This is a genomic window from Mesorhizobium sp. M1C.F.Ca.ET.210.01.1.1 (genome assembly GCF_004791585.1).
Taxonomy (GTDB): Bacteria; Pseudomonadota; Alphaproteobacteria; order Rhizobiales; family Rhizobiaceae; genus Mesorhizobium.
Window position 1 is genome coordinate 1 of sequence record NZ_SRUU01000006.1, and the last position, 20,907, is coordinate 20,907.

General features: G+C 65.6%; 15 protein-coding genes and 1 pseudogene. 4 read left to right on the top strand and 12 right to left on the bottom strand.

What is annotated here, in order from left to right; translation table 11 throughout:
• Window positions 1-104, top strand: a pseudogene (locus EN853_RS35270) (IS110 family transposase); the annotation flags it as partial.
• 74 nt (window positions 105-178) lie between these two features.
• On the opposite strand, the gene EN853_RS08425 reads toward EN853_RS35270, so the two are convergent.
• The 5 genes from EN853_RS08425 to EN853_RS08445 all read right to left on the bottom strand — a co-directional run bounded on the left by EN853_RS08425 (window position 179) and on the right by EN853_RS08445 (window position 6,780).
• A complete protein-coding gene (locus EN853_RS08425; RefSeq protein ID WP_127859539.1) occupies window positions 179-1,024 on the bottom strand; it encodes a fumarylacetoacetate hydrolase family protein in 846 nt (281 codons plus the stop codon).
• Window positions 1,025-1,233: 209 nt separating this feature from the next.
• Entirely contained in the window at window positions 1,234-1,965 is a 732-nt protein-coding gene (locus EN853_RS08430) for an SDR family oxidoreductase (protein WP_127859538.1), read from the bottom strand.
• Window positions 1,966-2,176: 211 nt separating this feature from the next.
• Window positions 2,177-4,552, bottom strand: a complete 2,376-nt coding sequence (locus EN853_RS08435) for an aldehyde dehydrogenase family protein (protein WP_127859537.1) — start codon at window positions 4,550-4,552, stop codon at window positions 2,177-2,179.
• A gap of 168 nt (window positions 4,553-4,720) precedes the next feature.
• Window positions 4,721-5,770 (bottom strand): deoxyribose-phosphate aldolase, encoded by a 1,050-nt coding sequence (gene deoC / locus EN853_RS08440; RefSeq protein WP_127859536.1) that lies wholly within the window; start codon window positions 5,768-5,770, stop codon window positions 4,721-4,723.
• Window positions 5,771-5,952: 182 nt separating this feature from the next.
• Window positions 5,953-6,780 (bottom strand): ferredoxin--NADP reductase, encoded by an 828-nt coding sequence (locus EN853_RS08445; protein WP_127859535.1) that lies wholly within the window; start codon window positions 6,778-6,780, stop codon window positions 5,953-5,955.
• Window positions 6,781-7,000: 220 nt separating this feature from the next.
• On the opposite strand from EN853_RS08445, the gene EN853_RS08450 reads away from it, so the two are divergent.
• Window positions 7,001-9,073 carry a hydantoinase/oxoprolinase family protein gene (locus EN853_RS08450; RefSeq protein WP_127859534.1) on the top strand — a complete coding sequence of 691 codons (2,073 nt, stop codon included), beginning with the start codon at window positions 7,001-7,003 and terminating at the stop codon, window positions 9,071-9,073.
• A gap of 1 nt (window position 9,074) precedes the next feature.
• Entirely contained in the window at window positions 9,075-10,766 is a 1,692-nt protein-coding gene (locus EN853_RS08455; RefSeq protein WP_127859533.1) for a hydantoinase B/oxoprolinase family protein, read from the top strand.
• A gap of 274 nt (window positions 10,767-11,040) precedes the next feature.
• On the opposite strand, the gene EN853_RS08460 is transcribed toward EN853_RS08455, so the two are convergent.
• Complete coding sequence (locus tag EN853_RS08460; protein WP_127859532.1) at window positions 11,041-12,465, bottom strand: FAD-binding oxidoreductase; 1,425 nt, start codon at window positions 12,463-12,465, stop codon at window positions 11,041-11,043.
• Window positions 12,466-12,576: 111 nt separating this feature from the next.
• On the opposite strand from EN853_RS08460, the gene EN853_RS08465 reads away from it, so the two are divergent.
• Window positions 12,577-13,275: a helix-turn-helix domain-containing protein gene (locus EN853_RS08465; RefSeq protein ID WP_127859531.1), complete on the top strand. Its 699-nt coding sequence runs from the start codon at window positions 12,577-12,579 to the stop codon at window positions 13,273-13,275.
• Between the two features lie 291 nt (window positions 13,276-13,566).
• On the opposite strand, the gene EN853_RS08470 is transcribed toward EN853_RS08465, so the two are convergent.
• From EN853_RS08470 to EN853_RS08495, 6 genes are read right to left on the bottom strand one after another with little or no spacing between them, the layout of a single operon-like run.
• Window positions 13,567-14,028, bottom strand: coding sequence for a MarR family transcriptional regulator (locus EN853_RS08470; RefSeq protein ID WP_127859530.1), 462 nt, complete (start codon window positions 14,026-14,028; stop codon window positions 13,567-13,569).
• Window positions 14,025-14,609, bottom strand: a complete 585-nt coding sequence (locus EN853_RS08475) for an amino acid synthesis family protein (RefSeq protein WP_127859529.1) — start codon at window positions 14,607-14,609, stop codon at window positions 14,025-14,027. The genes EN853_RS08470 and EN853_RS08475 overlap by 4 nt, the downstream gene beginning before the upstream one ends.
• Complete coding sequence (locus EN853_RS08480) at window positions 14,602-15,483, bottom strand: UPF0280 family protein (RefSeq protein WP_127859528.1); 882 nt, start codon at window positions 15,481-15,483, stop codon at window positions 14,602-14,604. The genes EN853_RS08475 and EN853_RS08480 overlap by 8 nt, the downstream gene beginning before the upstream one ends.
• Window positions 15,483-17,024 carry a 6-hydroxynicotinate reductase gene (locus EN853_RS08485; protein WP_127859527.1) on the bottom strand — a complete coding sequence of 514 codons (1,542 nt, stop codon included), beginning with the start codon at window positions 17,022-17,024 and terminating at the stop codon, window positions 15,483-15,485. Before EN853_RS08485 ends, EN853_RS08480 begins: the two co-directional genes overlap by 1 nt.
• Entirely contained in the window at window positions 17,021-19,816 is a 2,796-nt protein-coding gene (locus EN853_RS08490; RefSeq protein ID WP_127859526.1) for a molybdopterin-dependent oxidoreductase, read from the bottom strand. Before EN853_RS08490 ends, EN853_RS08485 begins: the two co-directional genes overlap by 4 nt.
• Window positions 19,813-20,673: a xanthine dehydrogenase family protein subunit M gene (locus EN853_RS08495; protein WP_127859525.1), complete on the bottom strand. Its 861-nt coding sequence runs from the start codon at window positions 20,671-20,673 to the stop codon at window positions 19,813-19,815. Before EN853_RS08495 ends, EN853_RS08490 begins: the two co-directional genes overlap by 4 nt.
• Window positions 20,674-20,907: the final 234 nt, after the last annotated feature.

The following is a 20,907-nucleotide window of genomic DNA, read 5'->3' on the forward strand; positions in this document are numbered from 1 at the left end:
GCAAGGAGAAAATGGTCATCCGTATCGCGCTCGCCCGCAAGCTGCTCGTCATTCTCAATGCAAAAGCACGCGACGCGCGCAGCGAGTTCGCAAATGCAACTTGACACCTCAGATAGTCGCTCATCCGGCCGCTTCGCGGCCATCATCTCCCGCAAGGGGAGAAGGGGAAGTCTGCGTCCTACTCGTCCGCCTTGAACGTCTGCTTCTGCTGGCCCATGCCTTCGATGCCGAGCTCGACGACGTCGCCGGCTTTCAGGAACACCGGCGGCTTCATGCCCAGCCCGACACCCGGCGGTGTGCCGGTGGAGATGATGTCGCCGGGATGCAGCGACATGAACTGGCTGAGATAGGAGACCAGATATTTGACGCCGTAGACCATGGTCTTGGTCGAGCCGTTCTGCATGGTCTTGCCGTTGACGGTCAGCCACATCTTGAGATTCTGCGGGTCGGCGATCTCGTCCTTGGTCACCAGCCAGGGGCCGATCGGGCCAAAGGTGTCGCAGGACTTGCCCTTGGTCCACTGGCCCTGGCGCTCGGCCTGGAAGGCACGCTCGGAAACGTCGTGCGAGACGCAATAGCCGGCAACATAGTCCAGCGCGTCGTCCTCGCTGACATACTTCGCCGTCTTGCCGATGACGACGCCGAGCTCGACCTCCCAGTCGGTCTTGACCGAACCGCGCGGGATCAGAACGTCGTCATCCGGCCCGACGATGGCCGAGCTTGCCTTCATGAAGATGATCGGCTCCGGCGGCACCGTGGCGCCTGTCTCTGCGGCGTGGTCGGAATAGTTGAGCCCGATGCAGATGAATTTTCCGGTGCCGGCGACGCAGGCGCCCATGCGCGGCTTGCCGGGGACAGCCGGCAGCGATTTCGGGTCAAGCTTCGACAGCATCTCCAGCGAAGCCGGATCGAGCGCCGTGCCGGCGATGTCGACGACATGAGCCGAAAGGTCGCGGATCGTCCCATCCTGATCGAGCAGGGCGGGCCGTTCGCTTCCCGCCTCGCCATAGCGCAACAACTTCATCTTTTCTCTCCACCTTGCGGCCAGCGGCCGTTTTCTCGAACTCTTTCGCGAAGTCGGGCGGACCGTAATCGCCGTCCCGATCGCCAGCAAGCGCGCATCTCACTCACGCTGGGCCCGAGGGCAGGATTTTCAGACCCTGCGATCCCTCTGCCGATAAATGCCGGATGAGGCCGCTGTCTTCTCTGTCCGTGCTTTCCCAAGGCAACAAGTCAGATCGACCAGCCGCCGTCGATATTGTAGGCCTGCCCCGACGTGTAGGTCGCGCCAGCCAGATAGACGGCGAGATCGGCAATCTCCTCGGGCGTGCCAAGCCGCCCCATCGGCTGGCGGGCGATGAAGGCCGCGCGGGCTGCTTCGTAGTCCCCCTGCGCGTGCATGCGGTCCTGCAGCGACGGGCTTTCAACCGTGCCGGGGCAAATGGCGTTGCAGCGAATGCCCTTGGCGACATAGTCGGCGGCGACCGCCTTGGTCAGGCCAACGACGGCCGCTTTGGTCAAGCCATAGACGAAGCGGTTCGGCACGCCTTTCTGTGAGCTCGCCAGCGACGCCATGTTGATGATCGAGCCGTCGCCATGCTCCAGCATGCCGGGCAGCACGGCGCGGATGGTGCGGATCATCGAGCGGACATTGAGGTTCAAGGCGAAGTCGAGATCGGCATCCGTCATTTCGAGGATCGAGCCCGCATGGACGAAGCCGGCGCAGTTGAACAGCACATCGACCCGTCCGATCTCGGCGAAGGCGGCAGTAACGGCCGCGTCGTTGAGCACGTCGAGCTTGCGGGTCTTGATCCCGGCAGTCTTGCCAAGTTCTGCCAACAGCGGCTCGTTGATGTCGGTGGCATGAACGGTGGCGCCAGCCTTGGCGAAGGCCAGCGCGCTCGCCCGCCCGATGCCCTGCGCCGCCGCGGTGACCACAACCACCTTGCCTGCCAAATCCGCCATGCTTTTCTCCTCGCCTGCCTGGTGCGTCCGCTCTTTATCATGACCGGCTGCGGCGTCGTGGGCCAGACGGCCGACATCGTGCAGCCTATGCCGCTGCCTTCATAGATAAAGATGTTTTTTCTCGTTAAAGAACACACGCGTGAGCGTCAAGCCCGAAGGCGATCACCTTCGCGACAATGGCCGCAAGCCGGCGCGCTTCCAGCGATAAGCTTCAGTCGCCGTAAGGCACCCAGACGTTCTTGACCTCGATGGCACGGCGCAGGAAGGCCTCGCCGGCGGCTTCGCTCGATGCCCAGTCGAGACTGCGGCCGTTACCGCTCCAGACGCGCTTCAAGTTGCCGATGGAATCTGCTTCGGCCTTGGCGCAGGTGTCGGCATCGACAAACACCCAGAGCCCGTCGACGTCGTCGTGCTTGGCCAGCACGTCGCAAAGCTCGGCGCTGCGGCCGGTGACGATGTTGATGGCGCCGGCAGGCAAGTCGGAATATTCGATCACCTGGTAGAGATCGGTGGCCAAAAGCGGGTGGCGCTCGGACGGGACGGCCACCACCGTGTTGCCCATGGCGAGCGCAGGGGCCGCCAGCGAGATTAGCCCAAGCAGCGGCTGATTGTCCGGCGCGACGATGCCGACGACGCCCACAGGCTCATGCAGCGCCAGCGTGACGGCGCGGGCCGGCGGCTGGTGGACGCGGCCTTCGAACTTGTCGGCGAGACCGGCATAAAGGAACAGCCGCTCGATAGACTGCTCAACCTCTTCACGGGCCGCTTTGGCGGCAACGCCGGTGAGCTGGACAAGACGGGCAGCGAACTCGTCAGCGCGGCCGGACAGGTTTTCCGCGAAATAGTAGAGCACCTGGCTGCGGTTAAAGGCCGTCGCGTCCGACCAGGCCTTGCACGCGCGGGCAGCAGAAACCGCATCACGTATATCCTTGCGATTGCCAAGGCCGACTTCGCCGGCAAGCTTGCCCTTGGCGGTGGCGACGGCGAGCGAGTAGTTGCCGTCGGGCCGCACCTGCTTGCCGCCGATGAACAGCTTGGCCGTGCGGTCGATGACCATGCCGTCGGCCTGCTCGACCGGCTGGGCCGAGCCGGCCGCGGCCGGCTTGATAGCGGGGCCGACAGGCAGTTTTCCCGCCAGATATTCGAACATGCCTTCCCGTCCGCCCTCGCGGCCGAAGCCGCTTTCGCGATAGCCGCCGAAGCCGCAAGCAGCGTCGAACATGTTGGTGCCGTTGACCCAGACGACGCCTGCCTTCAATTGCGGCGCGACATGCAAGGCGAGGTTGACGTTCTCGCTCCAAACGGAGGCGGCAAGGCCATAGCGCGTGTTGTTGGCAAGTTCGATCGCTTCCTCGGTGTTGCGGAAGCTCATCGTCGCCAGCACGGGGCCAAAGACCTCTTCCTGCGCCAGGATATTTGCCGGCGAAACAGATGTCGCGAGCGTCGGCAGATGATAGTAGCCCGTCGTCGGCAAGGAAGCATCCGGCTGCCAGCAGATGGCGCCTTGCCTGGCACCTTCGGCGATCAGGCCCTTGACGCGGTCGAGCTGGGTGCGGTCGACCAGCGGGCCGATATCGGTGTTCTTGTCGAGCGGGCTGCCGAGGCGCAGCCGGCCCATCCTGACCTTGACCTTGGCGATGAAGGCCTCGGCGATGCCTTCCTGCACCAGAAGCCGCGAGCCGGCGCAGCAGACCTGGCCCTGGTTAAACCAGATGCCATCGACAAGACCCTCGACGGCGCTGTCGAGATCGGCGTCCTCGAAGACGATGAAGGCCGACTTGCCGCCAAGCTCCAGTGACAGCTTCTTGCCCGACCCCGCGGTCGCCTTGCGGATGATCTTGCCGACCTCGGAAGAACCGGTGAAGGCGATCTTCTGCACGCCGGGATGATTGACGATCGCAGCACCCGCCTCAGGTCCGCCCTGGACGATGTTGACGACGCCTTTCGGCACGCCGGCGCGCTCGCAGATCTCGGCGAACAGGATGGCGGTGAGCGGCGTGAACTCGGCCGGCTTCAGCACCACCGTGCAGCCGGTGGCCAAAGCCGGCGCGATCTTCCAGGCCAGCATCAGCAGCGGGAAGTTCCATGGGATGACCTGGCCGACGACGCCGACCGGCTTGTGGCCGGGAAAATCCTTCTCAAGCGTCTGCGCCCAGCCGGCGTGATGGATGAAGTGGCGGATGGCCAGCGGCACGTCGATGTCGCGGCTCTCGCGGATCGGTTTGCCGTTGTCGATCGATTCCAGCACCGCGAACAGGCGCTGGTGGCGCTGCATGGCGCGGCCGATGGCATAGAGCACTTTTGCTCTGGCGTAGCCTGTGGAGGTCGACCATTTCGGCAGCGCCTTGGCGGCCGCGGCGACCGCGGCATCGATATCGGCGGCGCCTGCATCGGAAACCTTGGCAAGCAGCTTGCCTGAGGACGGCTCGCTGGTGTCGAACGTCTTGCCGCCCGCCGCTGCTTTCCAGGCGCCGTCGATGAACAGCGCCTTGGAAAAATCGCGCGAGGCCAACCAGGCATCGGCCTCGTTGCGGGCTTCCGGCGCCGGGCCGTATTCCATGGCGTGGTAGCGTTCGAGGATGTTCATGGGGCGGCTCCTTTACCCTCCCCCTTGTAGGGAGGGTCGATCGGCAACGCCGATCGGGGTGGGGGTAAATGGCTGATGGTTCGGTTCATTGGACAGGCAGTTTGTTCTTTCGACCCCCACCCCGTCGCTGCGCGGCGACCCTCCCTACAAGGGGGAGGGTAGACGGCGCTACGCCATCGCGTGGCGATGGTTGGCCGAATAGTGGCCAGTCAAATGATGCTCGAGCTGACGTTCGATGTCGGTGAGCAAGCTGGAAGCGCCGAAGCGGAACAGGTCCGGCTCGAGCCAGGGCCTGCCGAGCTCTTCCTTCATCAGCACCAGCCAGTCGAGCGAGACTTTTGCGGTGGAAATGCCGCCGGCCGGCTTGAAGCCGATGAGATATCCGGTCTCCTCGAAATAGGCGCGGATGGCGCGCACCATGGCGAGGCCGACGGGAAGCGTGGCGTTGACGCTTTCCTTGCCGGTCGAGGTCTTGATGAAGTCGGCCCCCGCCATCATGGCCACCATGGAGGCGAGCATCACATTGCGCAGCGTGGCGAGGTCGCCGGTGCCGAGGATGACTTTCAGATGCGCCTCACCGCAGGCGGCGCGCATGGCGACGATCTCGTTGAACAGCTCGCGCCACTTGGCGCCGTAGACCAGGCCGCGCGGAATGACGACGTCGATCTCGTCGGCGCCGTCGCGCACCGAAGCCTCGATTTCCTGCAGGCGGGTCGACAGCGGCGCTAAGCCATGCGGGAAGGCGGTCGAGACGGCAGCGACATGGATGCCCGTGCCGCGCACAGCGTCCACCGCGGTGGCGACGAAGGGATGATAGACGCAGACCGCCGCCGGGCGGATGGTTTCGCCGGCGATGCCGAGACCGTCGACGATATCCTTGCGCAGCGGATTGATCGCCTTGGCGCAGAGCCGGCGCACGCGCTCGTCGGTATCGTTGGAGTTCAGCGTGGTGAGGTCCATGCAGGCGATCGCCCGCAGCAGCCAGGCGGCCTGGTTGTCGGCCTTGATCGATCGCCGCTTGGTGAGCGTGGCGACACGGCGCTCCAGCGCCGAGCGGTTGACGCTGCGCACCGATTCCAGGAAGCCGAGATCGAGCTTCATGCCGGGATTGCGGGCGATGCCGTGCTCCAGCGGCACCGGCGTGTTGGCAGCGGCGCGCGCCGGCAGCGGCATGATTTTGGACGCGCCTGCGCCGGCCTCGCGGATGGTGCTGCTCATCTCCTGCCCTTTCGTTCCGGCGCGCATGCGCTTTATGCCTTCGTCGTTGGCCGACGCACACAAAGATAGCCCGTGAAGCGACGCTTCACGAGTCTTTCAAAAGGGTCATAGCGGAAAAAGGACGCCGAAGCAGCAGATTTTTGACCGTATGGTCAAAACATCTGACCGGATGGCCGCACGCCTCAGCCGACGAAGGCGCGCTCGACGACGAAGCTTGCGGGATGGCTGAGCGAGCCCTCCTGGAAGCCGAGGCTTTCGGCGAGTTCCTTGACGTCCTTCAGCATGTGCATCGAGCCGCAGATCATGATGCGGTCGGTCTCGGGGTTGAGCTTGTCGATGCCGAGATCGGAATAGAACTTGCCCGAGCCGATCAGCGCGGTGATGCGGCCCATGCGCGCCGACTCCTCGCGGGTCGTCGAATTGTAGAGCGTGACCCGGCCGCCGGTCAGCTCGCCGATCAGTGGGTCGTTCTCGAGCGCCGCCACCAGTTCCTGGCCGTAGGTCAGCTCGGCATTGTCGCGGCAGGTGTGGGTGAGGATGACCTGGTCGAATTTTTCGTAGGTGTCGGGATCGCGCAGCAGGCTGGCAAAGGGCGCGATGCCGGTGCCGGTCGAGATCATGAAGACGCGCTTGGCGGGCGTCAGCGCGTCGAGCACCAGCGTGCCGGTCGACTTCTGGCGCATGATGACGGTATCGCCGACCTCGATCTTCTGCAGCTCGGAGGTCAGCGGACCGTCCGGAACCTTGATCGAGAAGAATTCGAGCTCGTCGTCCCAGGCGGGGCTCGCGACCGAATAGGCGCGGAAGATCGGCTTCTCGGCATTGGGCAGGCCGATCATGACGAACTCGCCGGAGCGGAAGCGCAGCGACTGCGGGCGCGTGATGCGGAACGAGAACAGCCGGTCGGTGTAGTGCTTCACCGAGACCACGGTCTCGGCATAAACATTGGCCGGAATCGGGAACTGCAGCGGCTTGGCGCCGGCAACGTTCAACGCGGATGTCGTGTTCATCAAACCCAACCTTCCGGCCCAGGCTCGCGGCGCTGGCGCCAAACCTTCTCCTGCGCGCCCGAACGGTCAGGTTCCGACGTGCCCTTCGCACACTGCCAAGCGGTAAGCTCTTGTGTCCGGAATTTATTAGTATACAAATGATCTCCAGGTCAAGATGGCAGCGTAAAACGCCTTTCCAAACCGAGGCATATCCGTAGTCGTCGTATTTCGGGTTTCGGCAATGAATGAGAAATTTTCGGCATCGGCTGGAAGCGTCGTTGCTGGCATCGATGTCGGCGGAACCTTCACCGACCTGCTTTTGATCGACGGCAAGGCGGGCGGCAAAGTGCATATCGCCAAGACCCCGACGACGGTGGAAAATCAGGCCTTTGGCGTGGTCGCCGCGCTTGGCGCCACCGGCTTTCCGGTCGACGGCATCGACCTCATCGTGCACGGTACGACGACCACCACCAATGCGGTGCTGGAGCGGCGGCTGGCACGAACCGGCATGATCACCACGCGCGGCTTCCGCGACGTGATCGAGCTTGGACGGCGCACCCGCCCGCAGGCCTATGGCATGACGGGTACCTTCGTCCCCGTCATTCCTCGGGATCTCAGGCTCGAAGTGTCGGAGCGGGTCGAGGCGTCCGGCACCGTCCGCGTTGCGCTCGACGAGGCAGAAATGCGCGACGCGGTGAAGCGGCAGCTCGCTGCCGGCTGCGAGTCGCTCGTCATCCATTTCCTGCATTCCTACGCCAACCCGGCGCATGAGCGGCGCGCGGCCGAGATCGCGGCCGAGCTCTGGCCGAACGGCCACATCACCACCGGCCATGCGCTGCTTTCGGAAGCGCGCGAGTTCGAGCGCGGCGTGACGGCGGCGGTCAACGCCTCGGTGCAGCCGATCCTCGAACGCTATGTCGAGCGGCTGCGCAAGGAACTCGGCGCAAAAGGCTATGCCCGCGACTTCCTGATCATGAACGGCAATGGCGGCATGATCTCGGCCCGCTTCGTCACCCAGGAATCGGCCAAGACCGTGATGTCCGGCCCGGCCTCGGGCGTGATCGCCGCCGCCTATACCGGCAAGCGGGCCGGCTTCGGCAACCTCGTCACCTACGACATGGGCGGCACCTCGACCGACGTGGCGCTGATCCGCAATGCGGAGCCAGCCGTCTCGAACGAGATCGAAATCGAATATGCGATGCCGATCCATGTGCCGATGGTGGCGGTGCACACGGTAGGCGCCGGCGGCGGCTCGATCGCGCGCGTCGACGCGGCCGGGCTGATCCAGATCGGCCCGGAAAGCGCCGGCGCCAATCCAGGCCCGATCTGTTATGGCCGCGGCGGCACCGAGCCGACCATCACTGACGCCAATCTGGTGCTCGGCCGGCTGGCGCCGAAGAAGCTGCTGGCGGTCGACAATCCGGTCACCGTCGAGCGCGTCACTGGCATCTTCGAGGACAGGATCGGCAAGCGGACCAGCCTTTCCGGCGTCGAGGCAGCGGGCGCTGTCTTGCGGCTCGGCAACATGAAGATGGCGGGCGCCATCCGCATGGTGTCAGTGTCGCGCGGCCACGATCCGCGCGATTTCGCGCTGTTCGCCTTTGGCGGCGCCGGGCCGCTGCATGCGACGGCGCTGGCGCGCGAGCTCGGCCTGCCCCGCGTGCTGGTGCCGGCGCGCCCCGGCATCACCAACGCGCTAGGCTGCGTGGTCGCCGATCTGCGGCATGACTTCGTCAACACGGTCAACCAGCCGGTCGGTGGGCTCGACGAAGCTGCTATTCGCCAGGTATTGGAACGGCACCGTAACGAAGGCGAGGCGCTGATCGCCAAGGAAGCGGTGAAGCCGGACGCGATCCGCGTCACCCACTCCGCCGACATGCAGTTCGTCGGCCAGACCCACATCATCAACGTGCCGCTGCCTTCGCCGTCGGTGACGCGGGCGACGCTGCAGCAGCTGTTCGAAAAGGCCTATTTCGCGCGCTTCAAGGTCGAGCTGCCGGAGATCCGCGCCAATCTGGTCAACCTCAACACCTCGGTGACCGGCGTGCGGCCGCAGATCGACCTGTCGCGCCTGATCGACCCGGCGGGGCGCGCGGCGACGCTTGAGGAAGCGCGGCGCGAGATCCGGCCGGTCTGGTATCACGGCACCTGGCACGACACGCCGGTCTATGCCCGCGAAAAGCTGCCGCTCGACGCGGTCCTCGAGGGGCCGGCGATCCTGGAGCAGATGGACGCCACCACGGTGCTCGAACCTGGCGACCGGGCGCGCTCGGACGCCGACGGCAACATCATCATCGACATCGGCGAGGCCTAAGATGGCAAAGCTCGACACGATCACGCTTTCGGTGCTGCAGGCGGCCCTGCAGCAGGTCTGCGACGAGATGGATCTGACGTTTTCCCGCGCGGCCTTCTCGCCAGTCATCGCCGAGGCCAATGACCGCTCGGACGGGATCTATTCGGCGGTGGACGGCTCGCTGATCGCGCAGGGCAGCCAGGGCCTGCCGGTGTTCGTCGGCGTCATGCAGTATTCGACGAAGACAGTGATCGAGATGATCGCCGACGGCCGCTGCCTGGCGCCTGAGCCCGGCGACATCTACATCGTCAACGATCCCTATCTCGGCGGCACGCATCTGATGGACGTGCGCTTCGTCATGCCGGTCTACCGGACCGGCAAGATTTTCTGCTGGCTCTCCAATACCGGGCACTGGCCGGATATCGGCGGCTCGGTGCCGGGCGGCTTCTCGGCCTCGGCCACGGCCGTCGAGCAGGAAGGCTTGCGACTGCCGCCTGTGAAACTGTTCAAGAAGGGCGCGCTCGATCCGGAAATCTACGCCATCATCTGCTCGAACATCCGCGTTGCCGACCAGCGCATCGGCGATATCCGCGCGCAGGCGGCTGCCTTGCTGATCGGCCAGGACAGGCTCAATGAAATCCTCGATCGTTACGGCGACGAAACCGTCGTCGAGGCAATTGCCGAGTTGCGGCGGCGAGCCGCCGAGCAGATGCGCGCCTCGATCGCGGTCATACCGGACGGCGTGTACCGCTCGCAGGCCTTCGTCGATTCCGACGGGGTAGTGAACGAGCCGCTGACCATCAATCTCGCGGTCGAAAAGAAAGGCGACACGCTGACCTTCGATTTCGGCGGCTCGTCAAAGCCTTGCGCCGGACCGATGAACAGCGTGCTGGCGACGACCTTGTCGTCGGTCTATCTCGCCATGCGCCACATCTTCCCCGAAGTGCCGATCAGCGCCGGCGCTTTCGAGCCGCTGATCGTGAGGCGACCGGAGGGTACCTTCCTCGACGCGAAATATCCTCGGCCCGTATCGGGCTGCGCGGCGGAGGTTTCGCAGCGTATCGCCGAATCGGTGTTCGCGGCCATGGTGCAGGCGTTGCCGGAGAAGGTGACGGCGGCGCCCGCCGGCTCCAGCGGCAATTTCGCGCTCGGCGGCAACGATCCCGTGCGCGGGCGCGACTATGTCATGTACCAGATCTCGGGCGGCGGCTATGGCGGCAATGCCGGCCATGACGGCTTGAGCAATGGCTGCTCGACCATCGGCATTTCGAAATCGCCGCCGGTCGAGATCATGGAGCAGGCCTTTCCGGTACTCTATCGGCATTATGCGCTGCGCGAAGGCTCCGGCGGCGCCGGCAGGCATCGCGGCGGCTTTGGGCTCGCCTATGAGGTCGAGATATTGCGCGGCGAGGCCCGCGCATCCTTTGTCATGGACCACGGCCGTTTCGGCCCGCAAGGCGCACTCGGCGGCAAGGACGGAGCGCCGAACAGCGTGACCGTGTTCCGCGGCGGCGAAGCGCATGTGCCGCCGCATCTTTCCAAGGAACAGGATATCGCGCTCAAAGCCGGCGACCGCGTGCGCGTCGGCACGCCCGGCGGTGGCGGTTACGGCGACCCGAGCGAGCGCGACCCGAAGCTGGTCGCCGAGGATGTCAGGCTCGGCTACTACACGGCCGAACAGGCGCGGGAGATGTTCGGTGGGCCTTCCGGCTGAGGGCTTCGCGGAAGCGGCCGAGTCTGCGCAGAACGAGGATCATGCGCGGGATCAAGGCGGGGGCATTCTCACCCAGCCGGTCGTGCCGTCAGGGTTTTCATGGGCCCGCGCCTGCTGCCGCCGAACGCGCAACTGAGCGGATCGTTCGTTGTCGCGGTCAGGGCTTCCAGCCAGGCGAGTCGCTCTCCCTGGCGCCCGATTATGCACCCGCCCAGGCGCCTCCGGCAGTGGCGCCACCCACACGCATCAATATCGCCCACGCCGCCGGAACCGCCTACACCGTCACTCGAACCGGGCGGATGTTCTGGTTGTGGTGGAAGACGTTGTCGGGGTCGTACGTGGTCTTCACGTCCACCAGCCGGTCGTAGACAGAGTCGCCGTACGCCTCGCGGACCCGGTCCGGATCTTCGTCGCCGCCGAGGAAGTTGACGTAAACGCCTTCGCGGAATTGTCCGAGGGCGGCGAAAAACCTCTTGGTCCAGACAGTATCCCGGTCTCCACAGTCCTCGCCGGGCCGCCACACCGCATCAAGGGTGATCGCGTGCGACGCCTGGCGGTTCCCGAATGCCGTCTCGCCCTCGGCCACCCGGCTCACCGCCCCCTTCAGATGGAACATCGCCACATAGGACCGTGGCGACGAAGAGGAAAACGCATGCCCTGCGATCACGTCGATGAGGTCGTCGTGAAGCTCGGATAGATGGGTGGACTTCCAGTAGTAGTTCCAGCCGTGGACGACGGTCGAGTCGAGCGCGCTCTGGAATACCGCGTACGGCTTGGCCCCGACGAGGTCGAGAAGGGGAGTCCGGAATGCGCGGAGCGGCCGGAGCATCTTCTCGCCATCCTCTATCGACCCGGCGTAGCAGCTACCCACGATCATCACGGGGCGCCAGTGCAGATACTCAGGAATGACGGGCAGCGGCGGGGCGGTACCGAACCTCACGACCGTGCCGAGCTCGTCGGGAGCATCTCTGACGAAGTCGCGGTAGAAGCGGAGGACGTCCCCGGCGTGGTTAGCGTCCCAGAGGATGGGCCCGGCCAGAACGGTCGGCCCGACGGCGTGGAGACGGAACTCGAACGAGGTGACCACGCCGAAATTGCCGCCGCCGCCTCTGAGCGCCCAGAACAGGTCGGGGTGCTCGTCCTCGGATGCCCGCAGCAGCTCGCCGTCGGCAGTCACGAGATCGGCGGCGACGAGGTTGTCGACTGTGAGGCCATGCTTGCGCATCAGCCAGCCGACGCCACCGCCGAGGGTGAGTCCGGCAACTCCAGTGTGGCTAACGATCCCGCCAGTGGTGGCGAGACCGTGCGCCTGCGTCTCGTGGTCGACATCGCCCCACAGCGCGCCACCCTGTACCCATGCCCTGCGGTTTACGGGATCGACCCGCACGCCCCGCATCGCCGAGAGGTCGACGACGATGCCGTCGTCGCAAACGGCGGTGCCCGCCACATTGTGGCCTCCACCTCGGATGGCGATCTCCAGATCGTGGCCGCGGGCGAAACGCACGGCCGTGATCACGTCGGAGGTCCCGATGCATCGGGCGATCAGGCGCGGGCGCCGGTCGATGGCGCCGTTCCACACTGCGCGGGTGGTGTCGTAGTCGTCTTGGTCGGCACTGATCAGCCTGCCCCGGAAATCGCCGATCTCCGCGACGCCTGTTTCCTTGCTCTGGAGGCCGACGCCTTCGATCATAGCTGTCATTATCGTGTCCTCCTCTCTCGAAGGGAGGCAACATCGGACCACCGTGTAGCGCTGCCGTATAGTCAAGAATCTGGACTTCACAGCCGACGTCGGGCGTGGAACACTGGTGGTGTGAGAACGTACGGCCAGTACTGCCCCATCGCCCGCGGCGCCGAGATTTTCGCCGAGCGCTGGACACCGCTGATCGTCCGCAACCTGTACCTTGGCTGCGGAAGCTTCAGCGAGATTCTGGAGGGCGCGCCCGGACTCTCCCGTACGTTGCTCTCTGAGCGGCTCAAGCAGCTCGAATCGGTCGGTGTCGTCGAGTCGGCACCCAAGCCCGACGGGCGCGGGCGCCACTACGAGCTCACATTCGCCGGGCATGACCTCTTCGCGGTTTGCCAATCGCTCGGAGAATGGGGAGCTCGTTGGCTCGAGATAGCGCCCCAGCATCTCGACCCCTTTGTGGCCCTGTGGTCGATGTGCAATGCGCTACGCCGGGACCGGCTCCCGGATCGGCGCGTCGTCATCCGTTTCGACTTCACCGGCCGCCCACGCCGTGAGCGCTATTGGCTGCTTATCGAGCTTGGAGACACCGAGATCTGCAAAACGAATCCCGGCCTCGACGAGGACCTCTACGTCACGGCGGAAGCCGAAGCATTCGTCAAATGGCACGCCGGACAGCTTACTTGGGCCCAGGCCACCCGCGAGGACCGCATTCAACTCGACGGCGACCTGTCGCTCGCAAGGGCTTTCCCGACCTGGAACGCCCGCAGCACGTTCGCCCACATCAGGCCGGTCTCGCGCATCGTCACGAATCCTGCGGGCTGACATCCTAGTCTGGATGCGGCGACCGTTGCGGCACCGCCGCCGCCAGGAGCAAGGCAATCACATATAGGATCCTTGTGAGAAGGACCCCACCCTAACCCTCCCCACAAGGGGAGGGAACGCGCCGCGCGCCTTTATGGATCTTGTTCAGCGTCGAACTTCGGCAGTTTGCCAAGTTTAGCGCCTACGAGTGTCCCGTCCCCCTTGTGGGGTATTCGTAAGGCGAAGGCCTCCGCTATCCATATGCGATTGCCCTGCCGCCAGGAGAGGGCGCGACGTATCGCCGGCACCCGTTCACGCCAGCTTCGCCAGCAGCCGCAAAAATGTCGCGGCTTCCTTGGCGGTGAGCGGGGCCAGCGTTTCCTCGGTTATGGAGCGGGCAAGCGGGATCAGCCGTTCGATCGCCTCGCGGCCTTCCGGCGTCAGGTTGACCAGCAGCCGCCGCTTGTCGACCTCGTGCTTGGAAAGCTCGACGAGGCCACGCGCCTTCAGCCGGTCGATAACGCCTTTCACCGTGGCGGCGTCCATGGCGATCAGCGTGCCGAGCTGGTTCTGCGAAGTCTCGCCGATATCGTAGAGCTTGGCTAAAGCCGCGAATTGCGGCGGCGTCAGATCGCCGATGTGGGCGGCAAAGATCGAGACGTGGCGCTGATGCGCCTTGCGCAGGATGAAGCCGACCTGATCCTGCAGATGGTAGTTGTTTTCGTCCGGCTCCTCGGCCTCGACCAGCCGCAGCAGATTGTCCTCGCCGCTCATCGCAACCCATCCCACGCCTTGATGTCCTCGGCCGCTAGGCCGCCCATCCGGTTGTGGACACGCGGACCGCAGGTCATGGCGAGGCAGAACAGGATCTCGTCCGGACGCGGCCCGTCGCTGATGCCGACCTCCATGGCGTCGAAATGGCTGCGCACATAGGCGGCGTTGATGTGGCCGAGCGGCACGTCGAGCCGCGACCCGAAAGCGCCGACCTTCTTTGCCGACGGCACGATCGCCTTGGCGTCGCCGAGCCGCTCGCGCATGGCGTAACCGCCCGGCACGTGCCACAGCGCGCCGTGCTCCAGCTCACCGTCCGAACCGACGATGGCGCCCTTGCCGTAGCCGTCGATCTTCCTCACGTCGCCGCCAAGTGCTGCAATCAGCTTGTCGGCCAGCAGAAGCCCGAGCGGCTTCAGGTCGTCCATCGCGCCTTGCAACTCCTCGACATAGCGGCCGGCGAACGGGTTCTTCACCACGGCAAGAGCGGCGGCGCGGCGGCGCGGCTCTTTCGCCACGGGGCCACCGTCATGAAAAATCTCCTCGGTCAGAACCGCGACCTTGCGGATCGGAAAGTCAGGCATGGGCAGTTTCCTTCACCTTATGCTTGTTGGGCGCGGCGAGCGCCACGGGGCCACTGATGCGGGTTTGGCCCGCCAGAAACAGCGCCGATGCGGCGATCAAGCCGCGCCGGCGAAAATCTTCGGCGACGGCAAGGCCGTTGTCCAGCGCCCGCGCCACCTGGCCGGGCGCAAGCGCGCCGACGCCCTGCGTCACCAGCCGATCGCCGAGGTCGCTGTCGGGCGCAAGATCACGCGCCGGCACGCGACGGATTGCCGGGTGTCCGGGCAGGTCGACGGCGTTGGCGATCAGCGTCGCCGCTGCGTCAGCCTCGGCACCGGACCGCGCTAGAACAGTCACCGCATCCGCTATGCCGAACGAAAAGGAGCGGCCGCGCCAGCCGCTGGTCGCGACGCCGCGCACGCCGTCCTCGGCATGGATCGTGATGCGATCGGCCATGCCGTGCCCGGTGCCGGCGATCGCCAGTGTCATCGACTGACCCCTGGCAAGATGGATGGCGCTGTCACCGCCATTGTTGACATAGGCGCGCTCCAGCCGGCGCCCGGCAAGCAATGCGGCAAGCATTTCGTCGGCTACCGAGCCGGCGACGGCGGCCATCGGCGTGATGAAGCTTTCGGACAATGGCACAACCGCCGCCTCCATGCGCCGCGCCGTCGGGCCAGCGAAACCGCGCGGCAGCAAGGACGCGGGACGGCGCAGTTCGGGAAGTTCTTCGACCAGCTCGTTCAAAATCGTCTGGAAACGCGCGACAGCCTGCGCATAGGCGGCGCGTCGTTCATCGGCCCCGCCAAACACCTCGACGACGAGGTCGATCGGCCCATGATTGAGATGAAGCCGCCTGCCATCGGCGAGCCAATGCGCCTGCGGGCCGTTCATCATCCAGCTCCGTTGGCCCAGCCTCGGCGCAATTGCGCCAGCGGCGGCCAGGGATTGCCGGCTGGCGCGCCGGCACTGCTGCGCGGATTGAGGTATTCGCCGCCCCTGGCGAGAATATCCTCGACGCTGCGGATCTCGCTTTCATAGCCGCCGAGCCGGACATAGTCGTCGCGGCGCAGCGTGAACTCGATCGGCGCTACCAGCGCCGGCGTCGGCACATAGCCGAAGGCGCCTTCGGGCACGCGGGTGACGTCGACCATCAGCGTGATGCCGCCGCCGGGCCAGACATAGACCGGCGCGCCGCCGACCGTGACATAGGTTTTCAAACCCTGCACCGATCGAGTGAGGTTCACAGGGTTTTCGGTGACGCCGGCGCGCAGCGAACCACCGGCGCCGCCGATGAACAGGACCGTGCACAGCGCCGGCTCGCAATTGTCCTCGATCAGGCCGACGGATTTCTGAAGCCGCTCGGGGAAAGGCTTTTCAACCGGCTTCAGCTGGTCGTCGAGCTCGTAATAGGCAAACTGCTCGCCGGTGGTCGAAACCATCAGCAGCGACAGGCCTGGACGCGCGCCCTTCTTGGCGTTCCAGTCGCCAAGGATCGACAGCGGATCGGAGATCGTCGTGCCGCCCCAGCCAAGGCCGGGCTCCGAAACCTTGAAGTAGCGGCCCGGCGTCGAACGGCGGCCGATGATCTTTATCCCGGTATCCTGCCAGCCCAGCACCTTGCCGGCCTGATGCTCGGAGACGACGCCGGTGATGTGGTCGTCGACCACCACCACCTCGTCGACCAGGCCGCGCCATTGCGTGGCGAACATACCGATAGTGGCCGAGCCGCAGCCGACACGCATGCGATGCTCGGCCTTGCCGTCGATGACCGGCGCCTTGCCGGCCTCGACGATGACCGTCGCGCCGCCATCGATGGTGAGCTCGACGGGCTTCCTGTTGCAGAGGTTGAGCAGCGCATCGCAGGTGGCGCGACCTTCGGCCTTGGAGCCGCCGGTCAGGTGATGGACGCCGCCAAGCGACAGCATCTGCGAGCCGTACTCGCCGGTCGTCACATGGCCGATCGCCTCGCCCTCGGAGCGCACCGTCGCCGTCTCATCGCCAATATGGCGATCGGTGTCGATCTTCACCTTGACGCCGCAGTAGGAGAAGATGCCTTCGGTGACGACGGTGACGAGATCGACGCCCTCGACCTCCTGGCTGACGATGAAGGGCGCCGGCTTATAGTCCGGATAGGTGGTGCCGGCGCCGATCGCGGTGACGAAGCGGCGGCCGGTGTTGACCAACTCGCCGTTCCAGGCTTCGCCCTCGGCGACGAAGGGCACCACCGCGCCGCCGGTCTCGGCCGCATGGTCGAGGATGGTCAGCGGGTCCATGCGCACGATGCGTCCGCCGACATTGCCGTAGCGGTCGCAGGCGCCGGTGCGGCCGTCGGCGATGTAGCACATGACCGGGCAGGCATCGCAGCGGATCTTCTCCGCCACCTGCTTCTCGCCGGGATCGTGGGTTTCGAAACGTTCGGCAAGCTCGCTCATCGGCGCGCCTCCTTTTCACGGATGGCCGCCAGGATACGGCTCGGCGTCGCCGGCACCTTGGTGACCAGGACGCCTGTGGCGTGGCGGATGGCATTGAGGATCGCCGGCGCCGTCGGGATCAGCACATGCTCGCCAAGGCCCTTGGCGCCGAATGGTCCTTCCGGATCCGGAACCTCGACCAGGATGTGCTCGACCGGCGGCACGTCGCCGATGGTCGGGATGAGGTAGTCGTGCAGGTTCTCGGTGCGGCCGGGGATGTATTCCTCCATCAGCGCCATGCCGATGCCCTGCGCGATGCCGCCCTCGATCTGGCCTTCGACCAGCACCGGATTGATCGCCTTGCCGACATCGTGCGCGGCGGTGATCTTGATCAGCTTCACGGTGCCGAGCTTGAGGTCGACCTCTAGCTCGGCGATCTGCGCGCCATAGCCATAGACGGCATAGGGCTTGCCCTGGCCCTTGGCGTCGAGCGGCAGCGTCGGCGGGTCGTAGGTTTCCTCGGCGACGAACACCAGGCCATCGGCATCAGCCTTCAGGGTCGCGAGATCGATCAGCCGCGTCGCGTCGCCTTCGCGGATGGAGATGCTTGCGCCGTCGACCGCGATCGTCGCCTGGCCGGAGACATTGGCGAAGCGCAGGATTTTTTCGCGCAAGGCGCGGCCCGCTTTCTCCGCTGCCTTGCCGGTGACAAAAGTCTGGCGCGAGGCGGACGTCTTGCCGGCGTCTGGCGTGATGGCGGTGTCGGCGCTCTTCAGCCGGAACTTCTCCAGCGGCAGGCCGAGCGCGTCGGCACAGATCTGGGTGATGACGGTGTTCGAGCCCTGGCCGATGTCGACCGCGCCCTGGTGCAGCACCACATCGCCCGAGGCCGAGATACCGACCTTGATGGTCGAGGGATTGGGCAGCGAAGTGTTGCCGCAGCCGTACCAGCAGGAGGCGATGCCGACGCCACGTTTGCTTGCGGTATGGGTCGCGTTGAACGCCTCCGCATCGCCAAGCGCGCGCGACCAGTGCGGCTGCAACTGCTCCAGGCATTCGCCGATGCCGACGCCCGATTCCAGGCGTTGTCCGGTGACTGTTTCGGATCCGTTACGAAGGCAGTTTTTCAAGCGGAAGTCGAGCCGATCCAGGCCGAGCTTGCCGGCGAGCTCGTCATAGAGCGTTTCCTGCATGATGGTCGCCTGCGGCACACCGAAGCCGCGGAAGGCGCCGGCGATCGGGCCGTTGGTGTGGATGGCATAGCCCGTCGCCCGGTAGTTCGGCGTCAGATAGGGGCCGGAGGCATGCACCGGTACGCGGTTGGCGACGGTCGGGCCCCAACTGGCATAAGCGCCGGTGTTGAAATCGCCGGTAAACACCATGCCGGTGACGCGGCCCTCGGCATCGGTGCCGATGGTCGCTTTCATCTCCGCCGGATGGCGCTTGGTGGTCGACACCATCGATTCATTGCGCGTGTAGGCAAGTGCTGCCGGCCGTCCCGTCTTGATCGCCACCAGGCCGATGAGAGGCTGCAGCGAGACATCGAGCTTGGAGCCGAAGCCGCCGCCGGTGGCGGTCGGCACGATGCGCACCTTGTCGACCGGCAGGCCGAGCACCTTGGCCGTGTCGTCGCGATCCATATAAGGCGCCTGCGTGCAGGCGACGACGACCAGCGTGTCGCCGTCCATGTAAGCATAGCCGGCTTCCGGCTCGATATAGGCATGCTCGACGAAGGATGTCTCGATGGTGCCGGACGCGGTGATTGCGGCGCCAGCGATAGCGGCATCCGGATCGCCCCGTTCGACAAAGCCCGACGTGAGCAGGTTCGCGGGCCGGTTAAGGTGGATCAACGCAGCGCCGTCGGCTTTTGCTTCGCCGGGCTGCAGCACATGCGGCAGCTCCGTCCAGGTGACCGGAAAATCTTTCAGGTCGAGATCCAAGATCGCTTCGCGCTCGCCCGCCACCAGCGCCACCGCCTCGCCGCGAAAGCGCGCGAAGCCCTCGGCGAGCGCCGGCTGGTCGGCAAAGGGCCCGATCACGCCGAAGCGGTTGGTGCCAGGGATATCGGCGGCGGTGAAGACGCCGGCAATGCCGGGACGGGATTTGGCCCAGGCTCCGAGATCGCCGAAGCTGAAGCGGGCATGATAGTGCGGCGAGCGTACCACGAGCACGGCGAGCGCATCGGCCGGGAAGGAATCGCCACCGAACTTCTCGTCGCCGGTAACCTTCGGCACACCATCAAGGCGAATCGGCGAGGCGCCGACGGCGTGGCCGACGCCGGGCATGCGGCGATCGACAACGTCAAGATGGCGCGAAGCATGCATCACCGCCGCGACGATTTTTCGATAGCCGGTGCAGCGGCAAAGCACGCCGCCCAGCGCATCCTGCGTCTCGGCCTCGCTCGGCGTCGGATTGCGCTCCAGAAGCGCGGTGGCCGCCACCAGCAGGCCCGGCGTGCAGATGCCACATTGCGCGGCGCCGTGCTCCAGGAACGAGGCCTGCAGGGCGGACAGCCTGCCATTGGCGAGGCCCTCGACCGTGGTGACGCAAGCGCCGGATACCGAGGCCGCAGGCATGAGGCAGGCACAGACCGGATCGCCGTCGACAAGCACGGTGCAGGCGCCGCAATCGCCGGCGTCGCAGCCGACCTTGGTGCCGGTGAGCCGCAGCTCGTCGCGCAAGACCTGCGACAGCCGCCGCACCGGCGGCACCGATACGCTGACGGCAGCACCGTTGACCTCGAAGGCGATGTCGGCACGTTGCATGCCCGTGGACGGCCGGGCCTTGCCGATGTCGGGCCGCGCTTCGTTCATGCCGCCACCTTGTCGCTGTTGCCGTCGCCGATGGCTACCCGCAGGGCACGGGCAACGATCTCGCGCGCCGCGTCCTGCCGGTATTCAGCGCTGCCGCGCACATCGCCGATCGGCGACAATTCATTGATCGGCGCCGAAAGCATCGCGCCGGCGAGCGCCTCGTCGATCGGACGCCCGCGCAGGGCCGCCTCGACGCCGGCAAGACGGCGGGCAACCGCGGAACAGGCGCCGACGGCGATTGCGGCATCGGCGACCGCGCCGTCCTCGACCACCAGGCGAACCGCAGCCATGGCAATCGAGATGACCAGATAGCGCCGGGCGCCGAGCTTGACGAAGGCCGATGCGCCGACGGCCGAGCGCTTCGGCACGCGAATGGCCGTGACCATCTCGCCGGGCTGCAGCGCGGTGCTGCGATTGCCGAGGATGAACTCGCCAAGCGGCAGCTGGCGCGTGGCCTTCGTCGATCGCAATTCCACTTCGGCATCGAGCACCAGCAGCGCCGGCACGCCATCGGCGGCAGGCGAGGCGTTGCAGAGATTACCGGCGACGGAAGCGACGTTCTGGATCTGGACCGAGCCGACTTCGCGCGCGGCAGCCTTCAGCGCGTCGAACGCCGCCGGCAGCGGGTGGCGCACAATGTCGGTCCAGGTGGTGCGGGCGCCGAGCCGCCAATGATCGTCCATCTCGGCAATGCCGCGCAGTTCGGCCAGGCCATTGATATCGAGAATGTTATCGCGGAAGGGATTTGCGCCCTGCACCGGATAGAAATCCGTACCGCCGGCAAGAATGCGCCAGCGGTCCCCGCCAAGCAGGGCGAGCGCCTCGTCAACCGTGGTGGGTTTCGCGTAACGGATCACGCTTTGCCTTCCCGAAAAGGGGCTTTTCCGAGGGAACCTGCCGGGCATCAGGCTCGAGCAAATTCATTCGTATGCAAATGATATCAACTTCGCCGAAATTGTCAAAGCAGACACGCGCGTGCACCTCCTCGAGCCATCGCCCCAGTTTTGTTGTGCCTGCCTGCGCATGACCCCGAAAATCAGGTCGATTTTCGGAAAAGGATCATGCCCAAATTTGAAATGCTACAGCGTCCT